This window comes from Actinoplanes philippinensis, from assembly GCF_900113015.1.
GTDB lineage: Bacteria > Actinomycetota > Actinomycetes > Mycobacteriales > Micromonosporaceae > Actinoplanes > Actinoplanes philippinensis.
This window is the reverse complement of record NZ_FONV01000010.1, coordinates 204,112-228,708: the sequence shown is the minus strand read 5'-3', so window position 1 is coordinate 228,708 and position 24,597 is coordinate 204,112. Positions and strand designations below refer to the sequence as shown.

Sequence of the window (24,597 nt, the reverse complement as noted above, 5' to 3'; positions counted from 1 at the left end):
CATCTCGGACACCGGCACGGCTCGCACCGGTGTCTCGCGGCGGCTGAGACACCGGTGAGAGCCATACGTCAGTCCTGGCGCGGACGCTCGGCGGAGGGGTGCTCCCGGGCGAACGTGTCGGCCGGGTCGTCGAGCAGCTCCCGCACGATCGAGGCGTGCATCTCGGGCGGCAGGTCGCCGGGCGTCTCGACCGTCGCGGCGGCCGGGACGGGGGCGGGCGGCACCTCCCGGCGGCCGGAGCGGATCGCCCCGAGCAGGCCGACCACCCCGAAGAAGATGAGCCCGCCGGCCACGATCCAGCCGACCGCCGGCAGCTCCAGGGCGACCACCTGGGAGACCGCCCACCAGAGCGGAATCAGCAGGAAGATCAGGCCGAAGCTCAGCGACACCCCGTCCATCCGGTGCGGCTTCATCGGATCACCTCCACGTTTCCGGCCTCGAGACGGATGTCGAGGTTGAGCGTGCCACCGCCGGCGCCGTCCGGCCCGAGGTCGGTGGCCTGCCGGTACGAGCTGTCGGCGAACTCCTGGTCGAAGAGCACCAGCCGCCCGCCTTCGACGCCGGCCTCGACGGTGGCGTCGACCTTCGGCGGCAGGAGCACCTTGAGCTGGCCGAGTTTCATGTCGATGGAGGTGCTCTGGGTCTGGCCGGTGAAGTCGATCTCGCGCAGGTCGAGGGTGACGTTGCCGACGTTGAACTCATACGTGTCGGCGACCGCGGCCAAGGTGGTGGGCCGGTAGACGCTGGGGGTCCACTCGCGGCCGAAGCGCTCCAGGCCGGACGAGACGCCCAGGGCGAAGCTCAGCACCAGGGCGAGCGCGATGAGCCCGCGGGCCCGGCCGAACCAGGCGCCGACGATCAGGCCGAGCGCGGTCGTGGCCAGGGCCGCCGCGAAGTAGGCGGAGATGTCCACGTCCACGCCGCTCATGTCGATCGCGCCGATCAGGCCGGTCACCATGACGACGGCGAAGAAGGTCAGCCGGCCGAGGATGGACCGCTCCTTCGGCGGTTTCGGCGGCTTGGGCGGGGCGGGCGGCGCAGGCGGCGGCGGGGTCGGTCCGGCGAACGGGCCGTGCGGCGCGAACGGCGGCCGGAAGCCTCCGGTCGTGGGCGGCGGCGGGGCAGGCGGGGTGTACGCCGAGGGCGGGCTCACCGGTTCGCCGGCCGGTGTGGCCGCGGGCGCCGCCACGAACGCCACCGTCGGCTCCTCGGCGCCCGGCGGCGGCGCGGCAGGTGGTGCACCGGGCGGGGCGGCGGCCGGAAACGAGGGCGTGCCGCTCCTCTTGATGAGCAGGAACGCGCCCAGGATCACGGCGGCGGCGAGCATGCCGGCCCGGACGCCGTCGTTGACGATGAAGGCGAAGGTGATCAGGGCGGCCCCGCCGAGCAGCACGACCGAGAGCGGCTGCATGCCGGACTGGCCCTTGCCGAGCAGCGACTCGACCGGCGAGGCGGTGTCGCCCTCGGACGGCATGATCAGCCAGCCGATCAGGTAGAGCAGGACCCCGCTGCCACCGAGGACGGCGAGGACGGCGAGCAGGACCCGCCAGAGCACCGGGTCGGTGTTGGTGGCCCGGGCCACGGCGCCGCAGACGCCGGCCACGTAGCGGCCCTGCCGGGGGCGGACCAGCTGCTGACGCGACCAGGCGGCCGAGGCCGCGGAGACCCAGGGCGGGACGGTGGAGCCGGGCGGGAAGCCGCCGGGCTGGTCGGAAGGCGCCTGGTGGTCCTTCTTGGGACCGGCACCGGACGGTTCGTCGTTCATGTTCTCGATCCTGCTCGTCGCCTCACCCCAGCCGCTTCCGGCGCCGACCCTGAGGCCACCCTGAGATATCAGCGTCCGGTACCGGGGATGTTCCCCGTGGCCCAGTCTCGCGCCACGTGTGACGATCGGAGGGTGAGTACCGCAGCCGCACCACCGCCGCGCCGGTTGTACCGGCCCCGCGACCAGCGCATCGTCGCCGGGGTCGCCGCCGGCCTGGCGCGCCACCTCGGCCTGCCGGTGCTGGCCGTCCGGATCACGCTCGTCGTCCTGCTCGGATTCAACGCCCTCGGCCTGCTGCTCTACGCCGCCTACTGGGCGGTGCTGCCGCAGGAGGCGCGCGGCGAGGAGCAGCCGGCCCGGCGTGACCTCGGCGCGCTGATGCCGTTCGCGGCGATCGGCCTGGGCGTGATCCTGTTGCAGGCGCAGCTCTTCGAGGACCAGGTGGCCACCACGGCGGGCTGGATGATCGCGGTGGTCGCGGTCGGCGCCGGCGTGATCTGGCACCAGTCGGACCCGAGCCGTCGCGACGCGCACTCGGAGAGCCTGACGTCGACCCCGTGGTTCACCGCGATGGTCTCGGAGAACGACCGGCGCTCGTTCGTGGTCCGGTTCATCGGCGGCGGCATCCTGGTCGCGGTCGGGATCATCGGCGTGGTGGCGGTCTATTCGCCGACCGACTCGTTCTCGGCCGTCTTCAATGGTGTGATCTTCGCCTTCGTCGGCCTGCTCGGTGTCGGCGTGGTGGTCGCCCCGCTCGTCTGGCGCACCTTCGGCCAGCTGCGGGCCGAGCGCGAGGGCCGCATCCGGGAGCAGGAGCGGGCCGAGCTGGCCGCGATGATCCACGACCAGGTGCTGCACACGCTGGCCCTGATCCAGCGCAACTCCACCGACATCAAGGAGGTGCAGCGCCTGGCCCGGGGGCAGGAGCGCAGCCTCCGCAACTGGCTCTACCGCCCGACCGGCTCGCCGACCGAGCGTTTCGCCGCCGCGCTGGAGCAGGCCGCGGCCGAGGTGGAGGACACCTACGCGATCACCGTGGAGACCGTCGTGGTCGGTGACACGCAGTGCGACGAGCGGGTGGCGGCTCTGGTCGCGGCGGGGCGGGAGGCGCTCGTCAACGCGGCCCGGCACGCGGGGGTGCAGACGGTTTCGCTCTACGCGGAGGTGGAGGAGGATGAGCTGAGCGTCTTCGTCCGGGATCGAGGCGCCGGCTTCGATCCCGGCGGCGTGGCGGACACCCGGCACGGGGTGCGGGGGTCGATCATCGGGCGCATGCAGCGTCACGGTGGGCGGGCCGAGATCCGCAGCGCCCCCGGAGACGGTACGGAGGTGCGGCTCATGCTTCCCGTGTCGCGGGAGAGTGTGACCGCTGGTAAGGAGTCTGTGCGATGACCGATCCCGTGATCGAGCCGGAGGCCCGTCGGCTCAACGTCTTCCTGGTCGACGACCACGCGATGTTCCGCGCCGGGGTGCGCGCCGAGCTGGGCGTCCACGTCGACGTGGTGGGTGAGGCGAGCACGGTGAGCGAGGCGATCAGCCGGATCGCCGCGGTGCAGCCGGATGTGGTGCTTCTCGACGTGCACATGCCGGACGGCGGGGGCCGGGCCGTGCTGGAGTCGGTGCGTCGTTCCCATCCGCAGGTCCGGTTCCTGGCCCTGTCGGTGTCCGACGCCGCGGAGGATGTGATCGGTCTCATCCGGGCCGGCGCGCGGGGCTATGTGACGAAGACGATCTCGCCGGACGAGCTGGCCGCGGCGGTGCGCCGGGTGGCCGACGGCGACGCGGTGTTCAGCCCCCGGCTGGCCGGTTTCGTGCTGGACGCGTTCGCCTCCCGCGCCGACGTTCCGGTGGCCGATCCGGAGCTCGACCAGCTCACCAACCGCGAGCGCGAGGTGTTGCGGCTGCTCGCGCGAGGGTATGCGTACAAGGAGATCGCCAAGGAGTTGTTCATCTCCATCAAGACCGTCGAGACACACGTTTCGAACGTTCTGCGTAAATTGCAGATGAGCAATCGTTACGAACTGTCACGATGGGCAGCCGATCGGCGTCTGGTCTGACCCTTCCGGGCAGGTTTCTTGCGAGTTTTTCAGATAGGCTGCGCTGAGTGCTGCGCTAGAAGCCGCATGGAGTTGTCGCAGTTCGGAGCGGGTAAACTCGCCTAAACGGTCGCTCATGAGGTTTTCTGCGGACGTAGCCGCCTAATATCGGCTTGGTAACGGCGCTCCGGGTTTTGATGCCTCTGTGTCACAGTGGCTGCTACTCACACACCCCTCGTGAGCGCCCCTGAAGGAGGCTCTCCCATGCTTGGGAAACGCCCGTGGAGGATGGCGGCCATAGCGGCCGCCATCTCCTTGTTGGTTGCCGGTTGTGGCAGTGGCGACTCGGAGGATCCGACAGCCGCCGGCAACACGGTCGTGATCGGCATCTCCGAGCCGCAACACCTTCTCCCCACGAACGCCACCGACAGCAGCAGCGCCCAGGTCCTCAACTCCCTCTTCTACCCGCTGGTCACGTTCGACGCGGAGAAGAACCCGGTCGAGGTCGCCGCCGAGAAGATCTCGGTGGCGAAGGGCAACCGGGTGTGGACCATCAAGCTCAAGCCGGGCTTCACCTTCCACAACGGCGAGCCGGTCACCGCGCAGAACTACATCGACGCGTGGAACTACGGCGCCTACAAGCCGAACGCTCAGGGCGGTGGCTACTTCTTCGACCGGATCGCCGGCTACGCCGACCTGAACCCGCTCGACCCCGACGGTGACGGCCCGGAGAAAGCGGCGGAGCCGACGACGAACAAGATGTCCGGGCTGAAGAAGATCGACGACCTGACCTTCCAGGTCACGCTCTCCGCCCCGTTCGCCAGCTTCAAGTCGGTGATCGCCTACTCGGTGTTCTTCCCGCTGCCCAAGGCGGCGTTCTCCTCCGACGGCGTGATCGCCAAGGGGTTCGAGGAGAACCTGATCGGTAACGGCCCCTTCAAGATGAAGGGCAGCTGGGTCCACGACGACAAGATCGTCGTGGAGAAGTACGCCGACTTCAAGGGCGTGGTGCCGAAGGTCGACGGCGTGACCTGGAAGATCTACGGCGACCAGATGGCCGCGTACGCCGATCTCGTCGACAACAACCTGGACGTGCAGACCACCATCCCGACGGACGCTCTGGCCAACGCCCCGGCCGACCTCGGTGAGCGGTTCCAGAAGAGCGAGAACTCGGTCTTCGAGTTCATCGGCTTCCCCACGTTCCTCCCGCAGTACAAGAACCCGAACGTCCGCAAGGCGATCTCGATGGCGATCAACCGGGAGGAGATCGCGTCGCAGATCTTCCTCGGCTCCCGGACGGCGGCGAAGTCGTTCGTGTCGCCGGTGGTGAGCGGCTACCGCGAGAACAGCTGCGGCGAGCCGTGCGAGTACAACCCGACGAAGGCGCGCGAGCTGTACCAGCAGAACGGCGGCCCGAAGGAAATCAAGATCACCTACAACGTCGACGGCGGCCACAAGTCGTGGGTCGACGCTACGTGCAACCAGATCCGCGCGTCGCTGCAGGTCAACTGCATCGGCGAGCAGGAGCCGAAGTTCGCGGTGATGCAGGACAAGCTGCAGAAGCACCAGGACATCGGCCTGATCCGGCTCGGCTGGATCATGGACTACCCGCTGATGGAGAACTACCTCAACCCGCTGTACGGCACCAACGGCGGCTCGAACTACTACGGCTGGTCCAGCGCGGCGTTCGACACCCTGGTCAAGGAGGGCTCGAAGGCGGCGACGCCGGAGGCCTCGATCAAGAAGTGGCAGGAGGCCGAGGACATCCTCGCCGAGGAGATGCCGGTCATTCCGCTGCGGTACGGCCAGAATGTGTACGGCTACTCGGAGCGCGTCACGAACGTCGAGGTCGACCTGTTCAGCAGGGTCAACCTGTACGAGCTCGAAACGCTCGCCTGATCTGATCGACTGCACACTGGTGGCGTCACGGAGCGTATGCGACCGTGACGCCACCACTGTGTGACCCGACCTTTCCCGTCGCCGGCTCACGAGGCCGGCGCCCCCTCCGCGGAAGAAGTTCGAATCCGTATGTTCCGCTACATCGTGCGGCGCCTACTGCAGATGATCCTGACGTTCTTCGGGGCCACCTTCGTGGTATTCGCGCTGATGTTCGCCAACCAGGACGACCCCGTCCAAGCCTTGGCAGGCGAGAAACCGGTGAGTGCCTCCCTCCGAGAAGCGCTCACTGAGCGTTATCACCTCGATGAGGGCCTTCTCAGCCAGTACTGGTACTACATGAGCAACCTGCTCACCGGCGATCTCGGCGAGTCGATCTCCGGCCGGGAGATCGGCACGCTGCTCGAGGACTCCTGGCCGGTGACCGTGCGGTTGTCGCTGATGGCGCTCGTGATCGCGGCCGCCCTGGCGCTCGGCGCCGGCGTCTGGTCGGCCATCCGCCGGGGCAGCGTCTTCGACAACGGCATCCTGGCCTTCACCCTTCTGCTCCTGGCCCTGCCGATCGTCGTCCTCGCGCCGGTCGCCCAGTGGATCTTCGGGATGGAGCTGGGCTGGTTCCCGGCGACCGCGTCCCGCAACGCCTCCTTCTACGCGCTGCTGCTGCCGGCCCTCGTCCTGGCCACCACGGTGGTCGCCACTCAGCTCCGGGTCACCCGTACTTCGGTGGCGGAGAACCTGCGCGCCGACTACGTGCGGACCGCCCGCGCCAAGGGCCTGGCGCCGCGCCGGGTCATCTGGGTGCACGTGCTGCGCAACTCGCTGATCCCGTTGGTCACCCTGATCGGTGTCGACCTGGGCGTGCTGATGTCCGGCGCGCTCGTCACCGAGGGCGTCTTCAACATCCCGGGTGTCGGCTCCAAACTCGCCCAGGGCATTCGCACCGAGGACGGGCCGATGGTGGTCGGTTTCGTCAGCGTTCTGGTGATCGTCTTCCTGGTCATGAACCTCGTCGTCGATCTGCTCTACGCCGCCCTCGACCCCAGGATCCGCTATGAGTGACCCCACCCTGCCGGCCACGATCGACACCCGGCCGCGCAGCCTCTCCGGCGACGCGTGGGACGATCTGCGCCACAGCAAGATCTTCTGGGTCTCGTCCGGCCTGGCCCTGCTGATCCTGCTGATGGCGTTCTTCCCGACGCTGTTCACCTCGGCCAACCCGGCCGACTGCACGCTCTCGAGGCAGTATGCGGGCCCGTCCGGTGGCGCGCTGTTCGGGTTCGACTACCAGGGCTGTGACGTGTTCGCCCGTACGATCCACGGCGCCGGGAACTCCCTCTGGGTCGGACTGCTCGCCACCCTGCTGGCCGGCGTGATCGGCCTGTTCTTCGGCATGGCCGCCGGTTACTTCGGCGGCGCCGTCGACGCGATCCTGTCCCGTGGCATCGACATCGTGCTCGGCATCCCGTTCCTGCTCGGCGCGGTGGTCTTCTCCGGCCGTCTCTCCGGCGCCGGCGACGACGGCGTCACCGCCGTGACGCTCACGCTCGGCCTGCTGACCTGGACCTCGGCCGCCCGGGTGATGCGTTCTTCGGTGGTCGCGGCGAAGGGCCAGGACTATGTGGCGGCGGCCCGGATGCTCGGCGCGAGCCCGGCCCGTCTGATGTTCCGGCACATCCTGCCGAACGCGTTCGCCCCGTTCATCGTCGTGATGGCCCTGCTGCTGGGGGCCAACATCGCGGCCGAGGCGACCCTGTCGTTCCTCGGGGTCGGGCTGAAGGGCGACGCGATCAGCTGGGGGGTGCAGATCGCCGAGGCGCAGAAGCACGCCCGGGTGGCGCCCGCCCCGCTGATCTGGCCGTCCACGTTCCTCGCCGCCACCGTGCTGGCCTTCATCATGCTGGGCGACGCCGTCCGCGACGCCTTCGACCCGAAGCTGCGGTGAAAAGGGTGATCCTGTGACCGACATCAAGGCGCAGCTGGACGTCCTGCCCGGACTGGACCCGCGCGCACCCCTGCTCCAGGTCAACGACCTGCACGTCGAGTTCCGCACCCGGGACGGCGTCGCGAAGGCCGTCAACGGCGCGAGCTTCTGGCTCAACCCCGGTGAGACCCTGGCGATCCTCGGCGAGTCCGGCTGCGGCAAGTCGGTGACCGCCCAGGCGATCATGGGCATCCTGGAGACCCCGCCCGGGCACATCACCCGCGGCGAGATCCGCTATCGCGGCGTCGACCTGCTGAAGGTACGGGAGGCGGAGCGCCGCCGGGTCCGGGCCAACCGGGTCGCGATGATCTTCCAGGACGCGCTGTCCGCCCTGAACCCGGTCTATACGGTCGGTTTCCAGCTGGCCGAGCTGTTCCGGGTGCACCGCGGCGCCTCGCGCGCCGACGCCAAGAGCCGGGCGATCGAGCTGCTCGACCAGGTTCGGATCCCGGCCGCGAAGTCGCGGATCAACGACTACCCGCACCAGTTCTCCGGCGGTATGCGGCAGCGCGTCATGATCGCGATGGCGCTGGCGCTCGACCCCGAGGTGCTGATCGCCGACGAGCCGACCACCGCGCTCGACGTCACCGTGCAGGCGCAGATCATGGGCCTGCTCGCCGAGCTCCAGCGGCAGCGCAACATGGGCCTCATCCTGATCACCCATGACATGGGCGTGGTCGCGGACGTGGCCGACCGCATCTCGGTGATGTATGCCGGCCGGATCGTCGAGGAGGCGCCGGTCTACGACATCTACGCGCGACCGGCTCACCCGTACACCCGGGCGTTGCTCGAATCGATTCCCCGGCTGGACCTCAAGGGTCAGCAGCTCACCGCGATCCGGGGGCTGCCTCCGGCGCTCACCGCCATCCCGGCCGGGTGTGCGTTCCATCCGCGATGCGGGTACGCCAAGGAGCCGTGCCGTCAGGACCCGGCACCACCGGCGTACGCGGTCGCGCCGCGCCGTACCGCCCGCTGCCACTTCTTCCGGGAGGTCCTCGGTGAGTGACGTCGTCCTCGAGACCAAGGACCTGGTCAAGCACTTCAAGGGCGAGATCCGGGCGGTCGACGGGGTGGACCTGCAACTGCGCCGGGGCGAGACGCTGGGCGTGGTCGGCGAGTCCGGCTGTGGCAAGTCGACCCTGGCCAAGCTGCTGGTCGGGCTGGAGAAGCCGACCTCCGGAGCGGTCGCGGTGCGCGGCCAGGACATGACCCGGCTCAAGGGGGGCGAGCTGCGCCGGGCTCGCCGCAACATCCAGATGGTGTTGCAGGACCCGTACACCTCGTTGAATCCCCGGATGACCGTCGGCGACATCGTCGGCGAGCCGTTCGAGATCCACTCCGAGGTGGTGCCGAAGGGCAAGCGGCAGCAGGCCGTCCAGGACCTGCTGGACACGGTCGGCCTGAACCCGGACCACATCAACCGCTACCCGCACCAGTTCTCCGGTGGCCAGCGACAGCGCATCGGCATCGCCCGGGCGCTGGCCCTCAAACCCGAGATCATCGTCTGCGACGAGCCGGTGTCGGCGCTCGACGTGTCCATCCAGGCTCAGGTGATCAACCTGCTGGAGCGGCTGCAGGACGACTTCGGGCTGTCCTACATCTTCATCGCCCACGACCTGTCCGTGGTCCGGCACATCTCCGACCGGGTCGCCGTCATGTACCTCGGCAAGATCGTCGAGCAGGGACACGACGTGGCCATCTACGACCAGCCGACTCACCCGTACACCCAGGCCCTGCTCTCGGCCGTGCCCGTGCCGGACCCGCGCCTGCGTGGCCACCGTAAGCAGATCGTTCTGGAGGGCGACGTCCCGTCGCCGGCGAATCCGCCGTCCGGCTGCCGGTTCCGGACCCGGTGCTGGAAGGCGCAGCACGTCTGTTCCGAGCAGGAGCCGCTGCTGCAGATCCGGGAGCGGTCGCCGCATCCGAGCGCCTGTCACTTCGCCGAGATCAACAACCCGCTCCGCGGGCGCTGACCAGGCTTTCATCGGGCCGGGAGATCGTCGATCTCCCGGCCCGATGCGTTTCCACAACGATAACGAGGCGGTGATCGACTCTACGTCCGGGGTCAATTGAAAGAGCATAGTTTGCTAGACGAAAACGCTACTTCAGAGCCTTTGCCTCGTTAGTCCGATATGGCACCGTCTGGTTTACCGAGTTACCTACCTGAGAGGAAAACGGTAAACAGCATGAACAGGACTATGCGTTCGGTGACGATGGCCGGGCTCGGCCTCCTCGCCGGTGCCACTGTCGCGACGGCGCCGGCGCTGGCCTCCGGCACCACCACCTCCGTGGCGAAGCCGGAAAAGACCGCGGTCCAGACCTACGGCGGGTACGGCGACACCGTCGTCGGGTACTACGGTTCGCGTGGTGGCTGCCAGCAGGCCGCCGCGTTCGGTGGACGCCGTGGCTTCTGGGCTACCTCGGCCTACAGCTGCAACACCGTCTCGGTCGTCCCGGCCGGGGTCTACGGCGTGCGCCCGGGTGCCTACGCGCTCCTGGTCGACCCGGACGACTGCAACTGGGGCGCGGTGGGCTTCCAGAGCTTCTACACCACCCAGGCGTTCCGCTTCAGCGGTGACACCTTCCTGGCGTACGGGCCGCAGTGGCGGGCGTGGGTCGCCAGCCCCGTCGGGGTCAGCCCGTTCGGGTACCGGGCCGGCGGCTTCAGCCACTGGTGGCGTTTCGGTAACCGCGGCCACGGCTGGGGCAACCGCTGGGGTCACTGGGGCGGCTGGGGCGGCGGCTTCGGCGGCGGTCACGGTGGCGGCTACGGCGGCGGTCACGGTGGTGGCTTCGGTGGTGGCTTCGGTGGCGGCTTCGGTGGTGGCTTCGGCGGCGGTCACGGTGGTGGCCACGGCGGCGGTCACGGTGGCGGCGGCTACGGCCGTTAGTCAGGAGGCTTTACCAGCACCGAAGTCACGGAACACGGCGGTTCGCCGCTGGTTCCGGTGAGATGACACCGTTCAACGGTGGTTGCTCAACTGCAGCCGGGTCCTCAGGGCCCGGCTGCAGTGCGTTGCACGGGTCAGAGCGGCCCGCGGCCCGAGCGCAGCAGGAGCAGCGCCACCTGCGTCCCGTCCGGGCCGAGCGCCTCCCGGAAGTGCTCGATGATCTCCCGCTCCCGGGCCAGCACGAGGCGGGTGCCACCGCTGGCCATCCGGGTCTTGCCGACCTCCTGCGAGAGCGCGGCGCGCTCCTGCCACAGCTCGATGATCGTCTTGTCGATCTCGTTGATGCGCTCACGAATGGCAAGGATCTTGGCGGCGGCCGCGTCCTCGCCCGCGCCGGTGGTCTGGTCCATCACGTCGGCGGTCATGTCCTGCTCCTCGGGTGCTGGGATCCCGGCCACCCCGGCCCGGACAGCATCAAGCCCCGGGCTGGGCGGCCCGGGGCTTGATGTAGGTCTGGGGTTCAGGAGCGACCTACGGCTGCCGGGCGTCCGGTGCCATAGGTAAAAAATCGCGCCTGCTGGATCACGAGCCGAGTATGCCCCCGGCTCGGACGGTCCCGCAAGGAAACCGCCCGAGTGTTGGGACGAAAGTCCGCGCTGATCAGGAGGTCGTCGAGATGCGGTCGGCCGGTCCCGGCGCGATCGGGCCGGTGGCCAGGTGCGCCACGAGCGCGTCCACGTCGAAGCCCGGCGCGGTGACCCGCCCGTCCGGGCCCTGGTTCAGATTGGTGAACCCGTCACCGCCGTTGGCCAGGAAGTCGTTGGTGGTGACCAGGTAGTTCGCGGCCGGGTCGATCGGCGTGCCGTTCAGCGCCAGGTTGCTGATCTTCGAGCCGGGCGCGGCCGAGGCGCTCCACGTGTACGTCAGACCGGCTGACACCTGGAGGATCCGCTGGGTGGTCTGCCCGGCGAAGCCGACGAACTGCTGCTCCAGCACGTCCTTGATCTCGGCGCCGGTGAAGGTCTGGGTGACGACCAGGTTGTTGAACGGCTGGACGGTGAACGCCTCGCCGTAGGTCACCTGGCCGTACGCCTCGCCGCCGCTGGACTGGTCGGCGTCCAGGTCGGCGCGGATGCCACCCGGATTCATGAACGCGATCTGGGCGCCGGCAGATCGGGTGTAGGCGAGCTGGGCGTCGGCGATCACGTCACCGAGCGGGCTCTCACCGGCCGCCGTCGTGGTACGCACGATGTCCCCGCTGATGCTGCCGACCAGCTTGTTCGCGATCGGGGCGACAGCGGTGCGGTACTTGTCGGCCACCTTCTTGGCGGCGGCGTCGACGGTGTCCGGGTTCTTCAGGTACGCCCCGGAGGCGTCCTTCTTCCAGCCGCCGTTGCCGTCCGGCACCCCGTTCTCGACGATCACGTTCTTCGCGGTGATCTCGGTGAACCTCCCGGTCCGCCGGTCCAGCGTGTAGTCGATGTCGGTGATCAGCTGCCCGTTGCTGCCGGCGCTGGTGACGACGGTGTCGACGCCCTTGCTGTTCGGCAGCTTGCACGAGTAGAAGCGGTGCGTGTGACCGGAGATGACCACGCCGATCTCCGGGTTCAGCCCGGCCACGATCGGCTTGACCGGCCCGCTGAAGCCGTTGCAGTCGGAGACTCCCGGCGTGGGCGTGGCCGACGCCTGCGAGCCGCCCTCGTGCAGGAGCAGCACCTGGGCCTTCACCCCGAAGAGCTTGAGCACCGAGCTCCACTTGTTGGCGGTCTCCACCTCGTCGGTGAAGGTGACGTCCTTGATGCCGGCCGGGTTGACGATGCCCGGCGTGCCCTCCAGCGTCATGCCGATGAACCCGACCGGCACGCCGTTCACGTACCGGATGTCGATCGGCGGCAGGATCGGCAGCTTCGTCTTCTTGCTGATGGTGTTGGCGGCCAGGTAGGTGAACTTCGCGCCCCGGTACGGATCGCCGTCCTGACATCCGTCGACCGGGTGACAGCCGCCGCGCTGGATCCGGATCAGCTCGCTGACGCCCTCGTCGAACTCGTGGTTGCCGACCGAGCTGACCTGCAGCCCGACCTGGTTCATCAGCTCGATCGTCGGCTCGTCGTGGAAGGCGGCGCTGACCAGCGGCGTCGCGCCGATCAGGTCACCGGCGCCCGCGGTGATCGTGGTCCGGCCCTCGGCCCGTGCCTCGGCCCGCAGCCTCGTCAGGTACGTGGCCAGATACTCCACTCCACCGGCCGGGGTGCTGGTGCCGCCGGCGTTGACCACCGCGCCGGTGCCGGTCGGCGGGTCGATGGCGCCGTGGAAGTCGTTGTAGCTGAGGAACCGGCCCTTCACGGCGCCGCCCTTGGGCACGCCGTACGACACGGAGACCGGCGCGAACTCGGGCGGCGGGGCGGCGGCCGCGGTCTGCGGCGCCGGGAGCGCGGTGAGCACGCCGGCGGCGGCCAGCGCGACTATGGGAGCGGCAAGGTGACGCCGCTGCGGACGTGGCATGGGATCGATCCCCCGATCGGAGAGACTTTTTCACCAACCCGGTCAGCCTAAGGCTGGATTTCATAGTTCACCGCTGATGTACGGGCCGGTCGCCGACTAATTCCTGTCGGGGGTGCGGCATACACTGTTCCCCGCGATGCGACCTTCCTCAGAACCTTCCGACGCCCTGTTCCCCCTGCCCGCGGTGCGGACTCCGGAGGCGCCCCGGCCGGCGCCACGGCCGGTGTCGCCCCGGCTCGATCCGGAAGCGCTGCTGACCGGGCTGAACGGTCCTCAGCGGGACGCGGTGACCCACTCCGGGGCGCCGCTGCTCATCGTGGCCGGCGCCGGATCGGGCAAGACCCGGGTGCTGACCCACCGGATCGCCTACCTGCTGGCCGAGCGCAACGTGCATCCCGGCGAGATCATGGCGATCACGTTCACCAACAAGGCCGCCGGCGAGATGAAGGAGCGGGTCGCCCAGCTGGTCGGGCCGCGCGCCCGGATGATGTGGGTGTCGACCTTCCACTCGGCGTGTGTGCGCATCCTGCGCGCCGAGCACGAGCACGCCGGGCTGAAGAGCACGTTCTCCATCTACGACGCCGACGACTCCCGCCGTCTCATGACGCTGGTGTCCCGCGAGCTCGACCTGGACCCGAAGCGGTACACCGCACGTGGCCTGGCCGCCCAGGTGTCGAACCTGAAGAACGAGCTGGTCGAGCCGGACGAGTTCAAGGCCGGCGCCAAGGGGCCGAACGAGCGGGCGGTCGCCGAGGCGTACGAGTTGTATCAGCGGCGGCTGCGTGAGGCGCACGCGCTGGACTTCGACGACATCATCATGACCGTGGTGCACCTGTTCCAGTCGCATCCGCACCTGGCCGAGGCGTATCGTCGCCGGTTCCGCCACGTCATGGTCGACGAGTATCAGGACACCAACCACGCGCAGTACACGCTGATCCGCGAGCTGGTCGGCACCGGGGACGAGGCGTCCGAGCTGTGCGTGGTCGGTGACGCCGACCAGTCGATCTACGCGTTCCGTGGCGCCACGATCCGCAACATCCTGGAGTTCGAGCGCGACTACCCGCAGGCGCGCACGATCCTGCTGGAGCAGAATTACCGGTCCACCCAGACCATCCTGACCGCCGCCAACGCGGTGATCGACCGGAACACCTCACGCAAGCCCAAGCGGCTCTGGAGCGACCAGGGCCAGGGCGAGCAGATCGTCGGCTATGTGGCCGACACCGAGCACTCCGAGGCCGACTGGGTGGCCCGCGAGATCGACCGGCTCACCGACAACCACGACGTGCGCCCCGGCGACGTCGCCGTCTTCTACCGGACCAACGCGCAGTCCCGGGTGTTCGAGGAGGTGTTCATCCGGGTCGGCCTGCCCTACAAGGTGGTCGGCGGGGTGCGCTTCTACGAGCGCAAGGAGGTCCGCGACGCGCTCGGCTACCTGCGCGCGATCGTCAACGACGACGACACCGTCAGCATCCGCCGGGTGCTCAACACGCCGAAACGGGGCATCGGCGACCGGGCCGAGGCCTGCATCGAGGCGCTGTCGTCGCGCGACCGGGTCTCGTTCGGCCAGGCGCTGCGCCGGGCCAAGGACGCGCCGGGCATCTCCACCCGCGCGGTCAACAGCATCAACGACTTCGTGCAGCTGCTCGACGACCTGCGCGCCCTCGCGCTGTCCGCCCCGCCGGAGGAGGTGCTGGAGGCCGTTCTGCAGCGCTCCGGCCTGCTCAGCGAGCTGGAGGAGAGCCTCGACCCGCAGGACCAGGGCCGGGTGGAGAACCTCCAGGAGCTGGTCAGCGTCGCCCGGGAGTACACCGAGCGCGTCGAGTCTCTGGCGGACGAGGGGGAGGAGCAGGTCGCGACGCTGGCCGGGTTCCTCGAGCAGGTGGCGCTGGTCGCCGACGCCGACCAGATCCCCGACGACGACCCCGACCACCAGGGCGTGGTCACCCTGATGACCCTGCACACCGCGAAGGGCCTGGAGTTCCCGGTGGTGTTCCTGACCGGCCTGGAGGACGGCGTGTTCCCGCACATGCGGGCGCTCGGCGACAACTCCGAGCTGGAGGAGGAGCGCCGGCTCGCCTACGTCGGCATCACCCGGGCCCGGCAGCGGCTCTACCTGTCCCGGGCGGTGACCCGGTCGGCGTGGGGCCAGCCGCAGTACAACCCGCCGTCCCGGTTCACCGACGAGCTGCCGGCCGAGCTGGTGCGGTGGGAGCGGACCGGTGGGTCGTACACCTCGTGGTCGGGGACCGGCGGCGGGGTGGGCGGCCGGGCCGGTGGCTTCGGCGCCGGCGACCGCCAGCGCGGCGGCGGTTTCTCCGGCGGCACCCCGAAGGCGCAGCGCATCGCCGAGCGGCTCGGCATCGACGCCAGCAAGCTGGCCACCGCCAGCGATCTGAAGCAGGCGCCCAAGGTCGATCCCGGAGACAGAGTCAACCATCAGAGGTACGGTCTGGGCCGTGTCCTCGCGGTCGAGGGGCAGGGCCCGGGCACCCGGGTCCAGATCGACTTCGGTGACCAGGTGATGTGGCTGATCCTGCGGCACGCCCCGATCGAGAAGCTCTAACCCTCCGGCGTGGAGCAACCGGGGATGTCCACCCCGTGCTCGCGCATCCACGCGGTCGGCTCGACCGGGTTGGGGAAGTGTCCCTGATGCACCTCGAAATGCAGGTGCGGCCCGGTCGAGTGTCCGGTCGAGCCTTCGTCTCCGATGTGCTCGCCGGCCCTGACCCGCTGTCCGACCTGGACACTGATGGCCGACAGGTGCCCGTAGTGGGTGAGCCAGCCGTTGCCGTGGTCGATCAGGATCGCATTGCCGTACCCTCCGTGCGCGCCGGTCGCGACGACCACGCCGGCCCCGGCCGCGACGATCGCCGTGCCGTGCGGCGCGGCAAGGTCGACACCGGCGTGCAGGCGGCCCCAGCGCTGGCCGAAGCAGGACGTGACCACGGCGGACGGGTTCGGGTGCGTCCACTCGGCGCGGGGCCGTGGCCGGGTCTTGCGCGCGGCGGGGGCGGCCTCCGGGCCGGCGTTCCACGGGGCCGGGACCACCCGATCGTGGATCTTGCCGGGCGCCTCGTCACCGGGTGGCGGCACGATCGGCGGGGTGCCCGGGGCATGCGCGGCGGTCGGCAGGCCGTCACCACCGCCACCGATCGGCGAGGCGGAGGCGGCCACACCGGCGGCGCCGATGCCGGCGGCCAGGGTGGCGCTCAACGCGGTCACCGAGAGGACGGTACGGCTGCTGGTGGCGAAAAGCGCGGGGAAGGCGGGGGCGCGGTGCCGGCGCAGGTTCTCCCACCGGTGGCGTCCGCCTCGGCCGGATGACGAATGCTGCCCCACGCGGATGGCCCTCCCGACTGCCGTGACGTGCTGTCACGTACCTGTCGGCGCGGAGACCGGGGGCGCTGATGCCGGAAACGGGAGTTCAACCCGGATGCAACCGGGTAAGAGAGGAATCAGGGAGTCAGGAGGCCGCGGCGTCGAGTGCCGCGTACACCGATTCCATCTTCAGCTTGATGCTGACGCCCCGTTCCTCGAGGAAGGTGATCGGGTCGACCGGCGTGCCCTTGATGTGCACTTCGAGGTGCAGGTGCGTGCCGTACGAGTACCCGGTGTTGCCCACCTCGCCGATCACCTGACCGGCCTTGACCACATCACCCTTGTTCACCAGCGTGCGCCGGGAGTGGGCGTAGATCATCTCGGTGCCGTCGTCCTGCCGGATCGTGATCGAGTACCCATATCCACCGGAGTAACCGGCGGCGGTCACCGTACCCCCGTGCACGGCCTTGTATGGCGTGCCGTCCGGGGCGGCCAGGTCGATGCCGGCGTGCAGCTTGCCGAACCGGACACCGTAGGCCGAGGTGAACTCGTAGTCGTCGAGCGGCAGAAGGTAGACGTCCTTCGTGGCCTCGTCGGCACTGAGCGGGGTGTTGGCCTCGCGGTTCTCACCGCGGGAGGCGGCGTTATCGCCGTCACGATTTTCCAGGGCGTCGGTGGTGATCGACGAGCCCTTGGAGAGACTCTGCAGAACGTCCGGGTCGACTGCCTTGTTGTCCGGGAGGTTGGAGGCCGCGCCCAGCGCGACGACACCGGCTCCGACAAAGGCTGATGTGACGACGACTGCGTAGCGGCTGCGCGGAGGTGTCGGCACTCGGCGCCGACCGCGATAGCGATCGGGCTCAGACGACAAGCGCTGGCGCACGAAGAATCCTCCGTCAGTGGCATTGCGGCGACGGATCCGCGGTTCGGAGCCCGGGAAATTGGGTTGACCCGGTTCGAAACAGTGGTCCGCCGGACTGTCGTTGTGGGGGGAACCTGTGCGACAGCCGTGGCCACGGTAACGAAACGGCAGCCGGGTCACAAGTCGCAGCGCCAATTTCGTGACAGTTCCTGGTCAGCATTGATCAGCTATTGTCCGAATTGGTGGGCTTTCCGGATCCCCCATCTGGCGACCCTAAGTAATGGTCTCCAAAGCGCTCAGTAATGTGACCCAAAGAACAATTACCGCCGGCGGGTGGCCGTCACCTCCCGCTACCGGGGCCCGGCGCGGCGGGTTACCGTTCGTTAAGGTGACCGCGGAGGGCGGCCCGCAGCGGCGGCCGGACACCGGGGTCGGAGAGCCCGAAGGGGTCAGCATGCAAGCACGGATCAGGGTCGTCGTCGCCAAGCCCGGGCTGGATGGGCATGACCGCGGGGCCAAGGTGATCGCCCGGGCGCTGCGCGACGCGGGCATGGAGGTGATCTACACCGGCCTGCACCAGACGCCCGAGCAGATCGTGGAGACCGCGATTCAGGAGGACGCCGACGGCATCGGGCTGTCGGTTCTCTCCGGAGCGCACATGACGCTCTTTCGGAGAGTGCTCGAACTGTTGGCGGAGCGTGACGCCGCCGACATCGTGGTATTCGGTGGCGGCATCATTCCGGACGACGACATCGCCGAATTGCAATCACTCGGGGTAGCCGGTCTATTCACACCCGGTGCGTCACTGGAATCCATCGTCGAATGGGTCCGCGCCAATGTGGCAGCGCCCGTCGCCTGATTCGCGAGAGCCTTTCAGCTGGTCGTCAGTGCTGTCCGAGCGCCGCTGAGACAGCACCGGGAAGCGGCCGGGGTTGATCTTCACGGCGCAAGGGGAGAGGCCGGACGCACCCCTCACACGTCCGGCCCCTCTATGCGCGATGCCCCGCCGCCACCCCTCGACCGACAGGGCATCGGCCGTCTTCCTTGCGAGCGCCGCAGCGCTCCGACACCACACTCAACGACCCCCCTGCGGGCGGGTTACGCGCGCCCGCGTGATTTTTCGAACGGGTGCGCCGGCCGGCGCGGGGCGCGCCACCGAGTTCTCTTTGTGCACACAGTGCGCGGTCGCCCCGACCGTCCCGGAGCTGCGCTTTCGTCACTCCGGTGTGTGGTCTTGCACACCGCGCACCCGCGCGCTCACCGAGCCGGTTCAGGTCGCTAGTCTGCGGATGAAGGCCATTTCGCACCTGTGAAAAGGCCTGACGATCCTCACGCTGGCGGCGCGCCGCGCTGCCCCGCGCACACAGGTCGGGACGCAATGGTGCGGCTTGCCGGCGCTTGGCGTCGCGAGCGAAAGGAGACACGTGGACCTGTTCGAGTATCAGGGGCGCGACCTGTTCGAACGGCACGGGCTGCCCGTGCTGGGCGGCGGTGTCGCCGAGACCCCGCAGGAGGCCCGGGCGATCGCCGAGCGCCTCGGTGGCAAGGTCGTCGTCAAGGCGCAGGTCAAGGTTGGTGGCCGCGGTAAGGCCGGCGGCGTCAAGCTGGCCGACGGCGCCGACGAGGCCGAGGCCCGCGCCACCGACATCCTGGGCATGGACATCAAGGGCCACACGGTCCACAAGGTGATGCTGGCCGAGACGGCCGACATCGTGGAGGAGTACTACTTCTCCTACCTGCTGGACCGGGCCAACCGTACTTTCCTGTGCATCGCCAGCGTCGCCGGCGGCATGGAGATCGAGACGGTCGCCGAGGAGGACCCGGACCGGGTCGCCAAGATCGCGATCGACGCGAGCAAGGGCGTGGACGAGGCCAAGGCGCGCGAGATCGTCACCGCCGCCAAGTTCCCCGCCGAGGTCGCCGACCAGGTCGTCGACATCGCCGTGAAGCTGTGGCAGGCGTTCGTCGCCGAGGACGCCACGCTCGTCGAGGTCAACCCGCTGGCCAAGGTGGGCGACGGCCGGGTGCTGGCGCTCGACGCCAAGGTCACCCTGGACGAGAATGCCGGCTTCCGGCACCCCGACCACGAGGCGCTCGAGGACAAGTCCGCGGTCGACCCGCTGGAGCAGGCGGCCAAGGCCAAGAACCTCAACTACGTCAAGCTCGACGGCGAGGTCGGCATCATCGGCAACGGCGCCGGCCTGGTCATGTCGACCCTGGACGTGGTGGCGTATGCGGGCGAGAGCCACGGTGGCGTCAAGCCGGCCAACTTCCTCGACATCGGCGGCGGCGCCAGCGCCCAGGTGATGGCGAACGGCCTGGAGATCGTCCTCGGCGACCCGGCCGTCAAGTCCGTCTTCGTCAACGTCTTCGGCGGCATCACCGCCTGCGACGCGGTCGCCAACGGCATCATCCAGGCCCTGGAGCTGCTCGCGCAGCGCGGCGAGACCGTCACCAAGCCGCTCGTGGTCCGCCTCGACGGCAACAACGCCGAGGCCGGCCGTGCCATCCTCGACGGAGCGAACAACCCGCTGGTCGAGCGGGTGGACACGATGGACGGAGCGGCCCAGCGTGCCGCCGAGCTCGCGGCTGCGGGGAAGTGAACTAATGGCGATCTGGCTCACCAAGGACTCCAAGGTCATCGTCCAGGGCATCACCGGTGGTGAGGGCTCCAAGCACACCAAGCGGATGCTCGCCGCGGGCACCCAGGTAGTGGGCGGTGTCAACCCGCGCAAGGCCGGCACCAAGGTGGACTTCGACGGCACCGAGCTGCCCGTCTTCGCCACCGTCGCCGAGGCCATCGCCGAGACCGGCGCCGACGTGTCGGTCATCTTCGTCCCGCCGGCGTTCACCAAGGCCGCGGTCGTCGAGGCGATTGACGCCGAGATCCCGCTCGCCGTGGTGATCACCGAGGGCGTGCCGGTGCAGGACTCGGCGGCGTTCTGGGCGTACAACGTGGCCAAGGGCGAGAAGACCCGGATCATCGGGCCGAACTGCCCCGGCATCGCGTCGCCCGGCGCCTCCAACGCCGGCATCATCCCGGCCGACATCACCCCGCAGGGCCGCATCGGCCTGGTCAGCAAGAGCGGCACGCTGACCTACCAGCTCATGTACGAGTTGCGCGAGTTCGGCTTCTCCACCGCGGTCGGCATCGGCGGTGACCCGATCATCGGCACCACCCACATCGACGCGCTCAAGGCCTTCCAGGAGGACCCGGAGACCGACGCGATCGTGATGATCGGCGAGATCGGCGGCGACGCCGAGGAGCGGGCTGCCGAGTTCATCAAGGCCAACGTCACCAAGCCGGTCGTCGGCTACATCGCCGGCTTCACCGCGCCGCCCGGAAAGACGATGGGCCACGCCGGCGCCATCATCTCCGGCTCGGCCGGCACCGCCGACGCCAAGAAGGCCGCCCTCGAGGCGGCCGGGGTCAAGGTCGGCAAGACGCCGTCCGAGACTGCCCAGCTCATGCGCGACATCTTGAGCTGATCACGGCTGTGGAAACGGCGCGCTGTCGATCGGGAACCGACCTGATCGGCGGCGCGCCGTCGTTTCTGCATCGCCGCACCGGCCACGGCATGGAAAAGTAGGCGCCGATGTCCAGCACAACCGACCGGCCTGGCGGCTCGGAGGACCCGTTCGCGGTCGCCGAGGCGCTGCAGTCCGTGGTGCGGGACACGGCAGCCCTCGATCGCGAGCGCCCCGCACCGCCACCGGAGGACCGGCCCACCGAGGCCATCCCCGCCGGTGAGCGCCCCGGCAGCGAGGACGACCGGCGCGACACCGTGATCGTCGACGACGCGATGCTCGGCCGGCGCGAGACCGTCCGCGTGCCCACCCAGCGCCGGCCGGCGCCCGGCCGCGGCGCACCACTGCCGGTCGCGGCGCTCTTCGCGACCGTGTGGGCGGCCCTGCTCACCTACCTTCCGGTGGCCGCCGTGATCGGGCTCGCCCGCACGCTCGAGGGCGCCGGCGGGCTGGTCGCCGCCGCGCACGCCGGACTCGCCGGCTGGCTGCTCGGCCACGGCGTGCCCATCGGCACCTCGATCGGGCCGCTCGCCCTCGCGCCGCTGCTGCTCACGGTGCTGATCGTCTGGCGGCTCAACCGGGCCGGCCTGCACGTCACCCGCGCCATCGGGGCCCGGCGCTCCGGGTCGTTCGCCAAGGCGCTCCTGGTCGCGGTCGCGGTCGGTACGGCGTACACCCTGATCGGTGTCCTCGCCGCCCAGCTCACCGACGGCCGCGGCACCCAGATCTCCACCGCCCGCGCCGCGTCGCACTTCCTCGCCCTCGGCCTGGCCGGGGCGCTGCTCGGCGCGCTGCGCGGCACCGGCGCCGTGAGCACCCTCGCCCGGCGACTGCCCCCGGCCCTGCGGCACGGCATCCGGACCGGGCTGGTCGCCGCGTTCCTGGTCGTCGGCGCCGGCGCAGTCGTCGGTGGTCTCGCCGTCGCGCTCGGTGGCGCCCAGGCCGCCGAGATCATCGCCAACTACCGGACCGGCGTCGCCGGGCAGGCCGGGATCACCCTGATCAGCGTCGGGTACGCCGTGAACGCCACCATCTGGGTGGCCGCCTACCTGCTCGGGCCGGGATTCGCGATCGGCACCGACTCGGCCGTCCGGCTGACCGAGGTCACGCTCGGGCCGCCCCCGATGGTGCCGCTGATCGCCGGCCTGCCCGAAGGACCGCTGGGCGCCGCCGGCACGGTGCTGCTCGCACTGCCGGTGATCGCCGGAGCGGTGGCCGGCTGGACCCTCACCCAGCGGCTGCGGTTCGGCCGCGACAACGCGTGGCGGGCCACCCGCCGCACGGGCGCCGGCAAGGTCACCGCCGCCGCCGAGCCGCCGTGGCCCCTCGTGATCATGTCGGGCCTGCTCGCCGGGCCCGTCGCCGGGCTGGTGCTGGCCGGGCTCGCCTGGGCGTCCGGGGGCGCGCTCGGCTCGGGGCGGCTGTCCCGGATCGGGCCCGACCCGATACAGACCGGCATCGTCGCCGCCATCGTGGTGGCCGTCGCGGTCACCCTCGGCGCGGCGGCGACGCGCGCCTTCCGACGCCGCTGACGTTCCCCCTCGAGTGCCGTCGTGTGCCCTCCGCCACGGAAAACCGCTGAAACGCCCCGGTTAACGGGTGCTCCCCGGGGCGAGGATAGGGTGCACAGGTGACTGACCCCGCGCCCGCCCGCCTGGTCGTTCTCATCTCCGGATCGGGCAGCAACCTGCAGGCTCTTCTCGAAGCGACAGCCGATCCGGCGTACGGTGCGACAGTCGTCGCCGTCGGCGCCGACCGGGACGGGATCGCCGGACTGGGCCACGCCACGGCCGCCGGGATCCCCACGTTCGTCGACTCGGTGAAGTCCTACCCGACCCGTGACGACTGGGACGCCGCACTGACCGAGCACGTCGCCGCCCACCGGCCCGACCTGGTGATCTCGGCCGGCTTCCTCAAGCTCGTCGGCAAGCAGTTCCTCGACGCGTTCGGCGATCGGTACATCAACACGCACAACGCGCTGCTCCCCGCGTTCCCGGGCATCCACGGGCCGCGGGACGCGCTGGCGTACGGCGTGAAGGTCGCCGGAGCGACGCTCTTCTTCGTGGACGCCGGTGTCGACACCGGGCCGATCATCGCGCAGACCGTGGTCCCCGTGCTCGACGACGACACGGAGGAGACGCTCACCGAGCGCATCAAGGTGGCCGAGCGGGCCCAGCTGGTCGAGTTCGTCGGCAAGCTGGTCCGGGACGGCTGGACCATTCAGGACAGAAAGGTACGGATTCCGTGACCACCTCTTCTGGTGAGGGGCGCCGTCCGATCAAGCGGGCGCTGCTGAGCGTCTGGTACAAGGACGGCATCGTCGAGCTGGCCCAGGCCCTGCACGCCGCCGGGGTGCAGATCGTCTCCACCGGCTCGACCGCGTCGACCGTGGAGAAGGCCGGCGTGCCGGTCACCCGGGTCGAGGAGCTGACCGGCTTCCCCGAGATCCTCAGCGACCGGGTCAAGACGCTGCACCCCAAGGTGCACGCCGGGCTGCTGGCCGACCTGCGGCTCGAAGGCCACGTCCAAGAGCTCGCCGAGCTGGGCATCGAGCCGTTCGACCTGCTGGTCAGCAACCTGTACCCGTTCACCGAGACGGTGGCGTCCGGCGCGGGCGTCGAGGACTGCATCGCGAAGATCGACATCGGTGGGCCGGCGATGGTCCGCTCCGCCGCCAAGAACCACGCGTCCGTTGCGGTTGTCACGGCTGTCACGGCGTACCCCCTGATCGTCTCCGCCCTCGCCGAAGGCGGCTTCACCCTCGCCCAGCGGCGCGCGCTGGCAGCCCGGGCCTTCGCCGACATCGCGGAATACGACGTGGCCGTCGCCGAATGGACCGCGCAGGAGCTGGTGGCCGACGAGCAGTGGTGGCCGGAGTTCGCGGGTCTCGCGCTGCGCCGGTCCGCGGTGCTCCGCTATGGCGAGAATCCGCACCAGAAGGCGGCGCTCTACACCGACGCGGCGGCTGCGCCCGGGCTGGCTCAGGCGCGGCAGCTGCACGGCAAGGAGATGTCGTACAACAACTATGTCGACGCGGACGCGGCCTGGCGCAGCGCGAACGACTTCACCGACCCCTGTGTCGCGATCATCAAGCACGCCAACCCCTGCGGCATCGCGGTTGGCGCGGACGTGGCCGACGCCCATCGCAAGGCGCACGAGTGTGACCCGGTGTCGGCCTTCGGAGGCGTGATCGCGGTCAACCGCACGGTCACCCTCGAACTCGCACAGCAGGTCGCGGAGATCTTCACCGAGGTCATCGTGGCGCCGTCGTTCGACGAGGCGGCTCTCGACGTGCTCCGGGAGAAGAAGAACCTCCGCCTGCTCGTGGCGCCCGAGTGGAAGCCCGCGCCGGTCGAGTTCAAGCAGGTCACCGGTGGTGTGCTGGTGCAGGCTGCGGACCGTGTCGACGCCGACGGCGACGACCCGGCGAACTGGACCCTCGCGACCGGCGCCCCGGCGTCCGAGGAGATGCTGCGCGACCTCGTCTTCGCGTGGCGGGCCATCCGCAGCGTCAAGAGCAACGCGATCCTGCTGGCCAAGGACGGCGCGACCGTCGGCGTCGGCATGGGGCAGGTCAACCGGGTCGACTCGGCGCACCTCGCCGTCAACCGGGCCGGTGCCGAGAGGGCCGCTGGCAGCGTGGCCGCCTCGGACGCGTTCTTCCCCTTCCCGGACGGGCTGGAGGTGCTGATCGCGGCCGGTGTGAAGGCGGTCGTGCAGCCGGGTGGGTCGATCCGTGACGAGCAGGTCATCGAGGCTGCGGCCAAGGCCGGCCTGACGGTTTACCTGACCGGTACCCGCCACTTCTACCACTGACG

General features: G+C 69.8%; 21 protein-coding genes. 15 read left to right on the top strand and 6 right to left on the bottom strand.

Features of this window, described 5'->3' with window-relative positions; translation table 11 throughout:
- Positions 1–68: 68 nt before the first annotated feature.
- Both BM290_RS26915 and BM290_RS26910 read right to left on the bottom strand, forming a co-directional pair.
- On the bottom strand, positions 69–413 hold the full coding sequence (locus BM290_RS26915; protein ID WP_093618683.1) for a hypothetical protein: 345 nt from the start codon (positions 411–413) through the stop codon (positions 69–71).
- Positions 410–1,765: a PspC domain-containing protein gene (locus tag BM290_RS26910; RefSeq protein WP_093618682.1), complete on the bottom strand. Its 1,356-nt coding sequence runs from the start codon at positions 1,763–1,765 to the stop codon at positions 410–412. The genes BM290_RS26915 and BM290_RS26910 overlap by 4 nt, the downstream gene beginning before the upstream one ends.
- A 165-nt stretch (positions 1,766–1,930) precedes the next feature.
- On the opposite strand from BM290_RS26910, the gene BM290_RS26905 reads away from it, so the two are divergent.
- From BM290_RS26905 to BM290_RS48625, 8 genes are all read left to right on the top strand, one after another.
- Entirely contained in the window at positions 1,931–3,157 is a 1,227-nt protein-coding gene (locus BM290_RS26905) for an ATP-binding protein (RefSeq protein WP_373871080.1), read from the top strand.
- Positions 3,154–3,822, top strand: coding sequence for a response regulator (locus BM290_RS26900; protein ID WP_093618680.1), 669 nt, complete (start codon positions 3,154–3,156; stop codon positions 3,820–3,822). Before BM290_RS26905 ends, BM290_RS26900 begins: the two co-directional genes overlap by 4 nt.
- A gap of 243 nt (positions 3,823–4,065) precedes the next feature.
- Positions 4,066–5,700: a peptide ABC transporter substrate-binding protein gene (locus tag BM290_RS26895; RefSeq protein WP_093618679.1), complete on the top strand. Its 1,635-nt coding sequence runs from the start codon at positions 4,066–4,068 to the stop codon at positions 5,698–5,700.
- 129 nt (positions 5,701–5,829) lie between these two features.
- Positions 5,830–6,756, top strand: a complete 927-nt coding sequence (locus BM290_RS26890; protein ID WP_093618678.1) for an ABC transporter permease — start codon at positions 5,830–5,832, stop codon at positions 6,754–6,756.
- Positions 6,749–7,639 carry an ABC transporter permease gene (locus tag BM290_RS26885; protein ID WP_093618677.1) on the top strand — a complete coding sequence of 297 codons (891 nt, stop codon included), beginning with the start codon at positions 6,749–6,751 and terminating at the stop codon, positions 7,637–7,639. Before BM290_RS26890 ends, BM290_RS26885 begins: the two co-directional genes overlap by 8 nt.
- A gap of 13 nt (positions 7,640–7,652) precedes the next feature.
- Entirely contained in the window at positions 7,653–8,684 is a 1,032-nt protein-coding gene (locus BM290_RS26880; protein ID WP_239143706.1) for an ABC transporter ATP-binding protein, read from the top strand.
- The gene (locus BM290_RS26875; protein WP_093618676.1) at positions 8,677–9,651 is read left to right on the top strand and encodes an ABC transporter ATP-binding protein; all 975 of its coding nucleotides are present in this window, start codon (positions 8,677–8,679) and stop codon (positions 9,649–9,651) included. Before BM290_RS26880 ends, BM290_RS26875 begins: the two co-directional genes overlap by 8 nt.
- 213 nt (positions 9,652–9,864) lie before the next feature.
- On the top strand, positions 9,865–10,569 hold the full coding sequence (locus BM290_RS48625; protein WP_177319918.1) for a hypothetical protein: 705 nt from the start codon (positions 9,865–9,867) through the stop codon (positions 10,567–10,569).
- Positions 10,570–10,703: 134 nt separating this feature from the next.
- Here the strand turns inward: BM290_RS48625 and BM290_RS26865 are convergent, their stop codons facing one another.
- Positions 10,704–10,994 carry a chorismate mutase gene (locus BM290_RS26865; protein WP_093618915.1) on the bottom strand — a complete coding sequence of 97 codons (291 nt, stop codon included), beginning with the start codon at positions 10,992–10,994 and terminating at the stop codon, positions 10,704–10,706.
- Between the two features lie 235 nt (positions 10,995–11,229).
- Positions 11,230–13,071 (bottom strand): bifunctional metallophosphatase/5'-nucleotidase, encoded by a 1,842-nt coding sequence (locus BM290_RS26860; protein WP_093618675.1) that lies wholly within the window; start codon positions 13,069–13,071, stop codon positions 11,230–11,232.
- Between the two features lie 136 nt (positions 13,072–13,207).
- Here BM290_RS26860 and pcrA point away from each other — a divergent pair, with 136 nt between their 5' ends.
- Entirely contained in the window at positions 13,208–15,634 is a 2,427-nt protein-coding gene (pcrA, locus tag BM290_RS26855; protein WP_239143707.1) for a DNA helicase PcrA, read from the top strand.
- On the opposite strand, the gene BM290_RS50770 is transcribed toward pcrA, so the two are convergent.
- Positions 15,631–16,293 carry a M23 family metallopeptidase gene (locus tag BM290_RS50770; protein ID WP_275413301.1) on the bottom strand — a complete coding sequence of 221 codons (663 nt, stop codon included), beginning with the start codon at positions 16,291–16,293 and terminating at the stop codon, positions 15,631–15,633. The genes pcrA and BM290_RS50770 overlap by 4 nt on opposite strands.
- A gap of 241 nt (positions 16,294–16,534) precedes the next feature.
- Complete coding sequence (locus tag BM290_RS26845; RefSeq protein ID WP_093618672.1) at positions 16,535–17,272, bottom strand: M23 family metallopeptidase; 738 nt, start codon at positions 17,270–17,272, stop codon at positions 16,535–16,537.
- A gap of 433 nt (positions 17,273–17,705) precedes the next feature.
- Here BM290_RS26845 and icmB point away from each other — a divergent pair, with 433 nt between their 5' ends.
- From icmB to purH, 6 genes are all read left to right on the top strand, one after another.
- Positions 17,706–18,110 (top strand): coenzyme B12-dependent isobutyryl CoA mutase small subunit, encoded by a 405-nt coding sequence (gene icmB, locus BM290_RS26840; RefSeq protein ID WP_093618914.1) that lies wholly within the window; start codon positions 17,706–17,708, stop codon positions 18,108–18,110.
- Between the two features lie 565 nt (positions 18,111–18,675).
- Positions 18,676–19,854, top strand: coding sequence for an ADP-forming succinate--CoA ligase subunit beta (sucC, locus tag BM290_RS26835; RefSeq protein ID WP_093618671.1), 1,179 nt, complete (start codon positions 18,676–18,678; stop codon positions 19,852–19,854).
- A 4-nt stretch (positions 19,855–19,858) separates the two neighbouring features.
- The gene (sucD, locus tag BM290_RS26830; RefSeq protein ID WP_093618670.1) at positions 19,859–20,740 is read left to right on the top strand and encodes a succinate--CoA ligase subunit alpha; all 882 of its coding nucleotides are present in this window, start codon (positions 19,859–19,861) and stop codon (positions 20,738–20,740) included.
- A 107-nt stretch (positions 20,741–20,847) separates the two neighbouring features.
- Positions 20,848–22,311: a cell division protein PerM gene (locus tag BM290_RS26825; protein ID WP_093618669.1), complete on the top strand. Its 1,464-nt coding sequence runs from the start codon at positions 20,848–20,850 to the stop codon at positions 22,309–22,311.
- A gap of 98 nt (positions 22,312–22,409) precedes the next feature.
- Positions 22,410–23,027, top strand: a complete 618-nt coding sequence (gene purN / locus BM290_RS26820; RefSeq protein WP_093618668.1) for a phosphoribosylglycinamide formyltransferase — start codon at positions 22,410–22,412, stop codon at positions 23,025–23,027.
- Positions 23,024–24,595, top strand: a complete 1,572-nt coding sequence (gene purH / locus BM290_RS26815; RefSeq protein WP_093618667.1) for a bifunctional phosphoribosylaminoimidazolecarboxamide formyltransferase/IMP cyclohydrolase — start codon at positions 23,024–23,026, stop codon at positions 24,593–24,595. Before purN ends, purH begins: the two co-directional genes overlap by 4 nt.
- Positions 24,596–24,597 lie beyond the last annotated feature (2 nt).

What these genes read in the sequence shown, in the direction of transcription:
- BM290_RS26865 (WP_093618915.1), bottom strand. Translation starts at nt 10,994, where the DNA reads ATGACCGCCGACGTGATGGACCAGACCACCGGCGCGGGCGAGGACGCG.
- icmB (WP_093618914.1), top strand. Translation starts at nt 17,706, where the DNA reads ATGCAAGCACGGATCAGGGTCGTCGTCGCCAAGCCCGGGCTGGATGGG.
- BM290_RS48625 (WP_177319918.1), top strand. Translation starts at nt 9,865, where the DNA reads ATGAACAGGACTATGCGTTCGGTGACGATGGCCGGGCTCGGCCTCCTC.
- BM290_RS26890 (WP_093618678.1), top strand. Translation starts at nt 5,830, where the DNA reads ATGTTCCGCTACATCGTGCGGCGCCTACTGCAGATGATCCTGACGTTC.
- BM290_RS26915 (WP_093618683.1), bottom strand. Translation starts at nt 413, where the DNA reads ATGAAGCCGCACCGGATGGACGGGGTGTCGCTGAGCTTCGGCCTGATC.
- BM290_RS26895 (WP_093618679.1), top strand. Translation starts at nt 4,066, where the DNA reads ATGCTTGGGAAACGCCCGTGGAGGATGGCGGCCATAGCGGCCGCCATC.
- sucD (WP_093618670.1), top strand. Translation starts at nt 19,859, where the DNA reads ATGGCGATCTGGCTCACCAAGGACTCCAAGGTCATCGTCCAGGGCATC.
- BM290_RS26860 (WP_093618675.1), bottom strand. Translation starts at nt 13,071, where the DNA reads ATGCCACGTCCGCAGCGGCGTCACCTTGCCGCTCCCATAGTCGCGCTG.
- BM290_RS26900 (WP_093618680.1), top strand. Translation starts at nt 3,154, where the DNA reads ATGACCGATCCCGTGATCGAGCCGGAGGCCCGTCGGCTCAACGTCTTC.
- pcrA (WP_239143707.1), top strand. Translation starts at nt 13,208, where the DNA reads ATGCGACCTTCCTCAGAACCTTCCGACGCCCTGTTCCCCCTGCCCGCG.
- BM290_RS26825 (WP_093618669.1), top strand. Translation starts at nt 20,848, where the DNA reads ATGTCCAGCACAACCGACCGGCCTGGCGGCTCGGAGGACCCGTTCGCG.
- BM290_RS26885 (WP_093618677.1), top strand. Translation starts at nt 6,749, where the DNA reads ATGAGTGACCCCACCCTGCCGGCCACGATCGACACCCGGCCGCGCAGC.
- BM290_RS26910 (WP_093618682.1), bottom strand. Translation starts at nt 1,765, where the DNA reads ATGAACGACGAACCGTCCGGTGCCGGTCCCAAGAAGGACCACCAGGCG.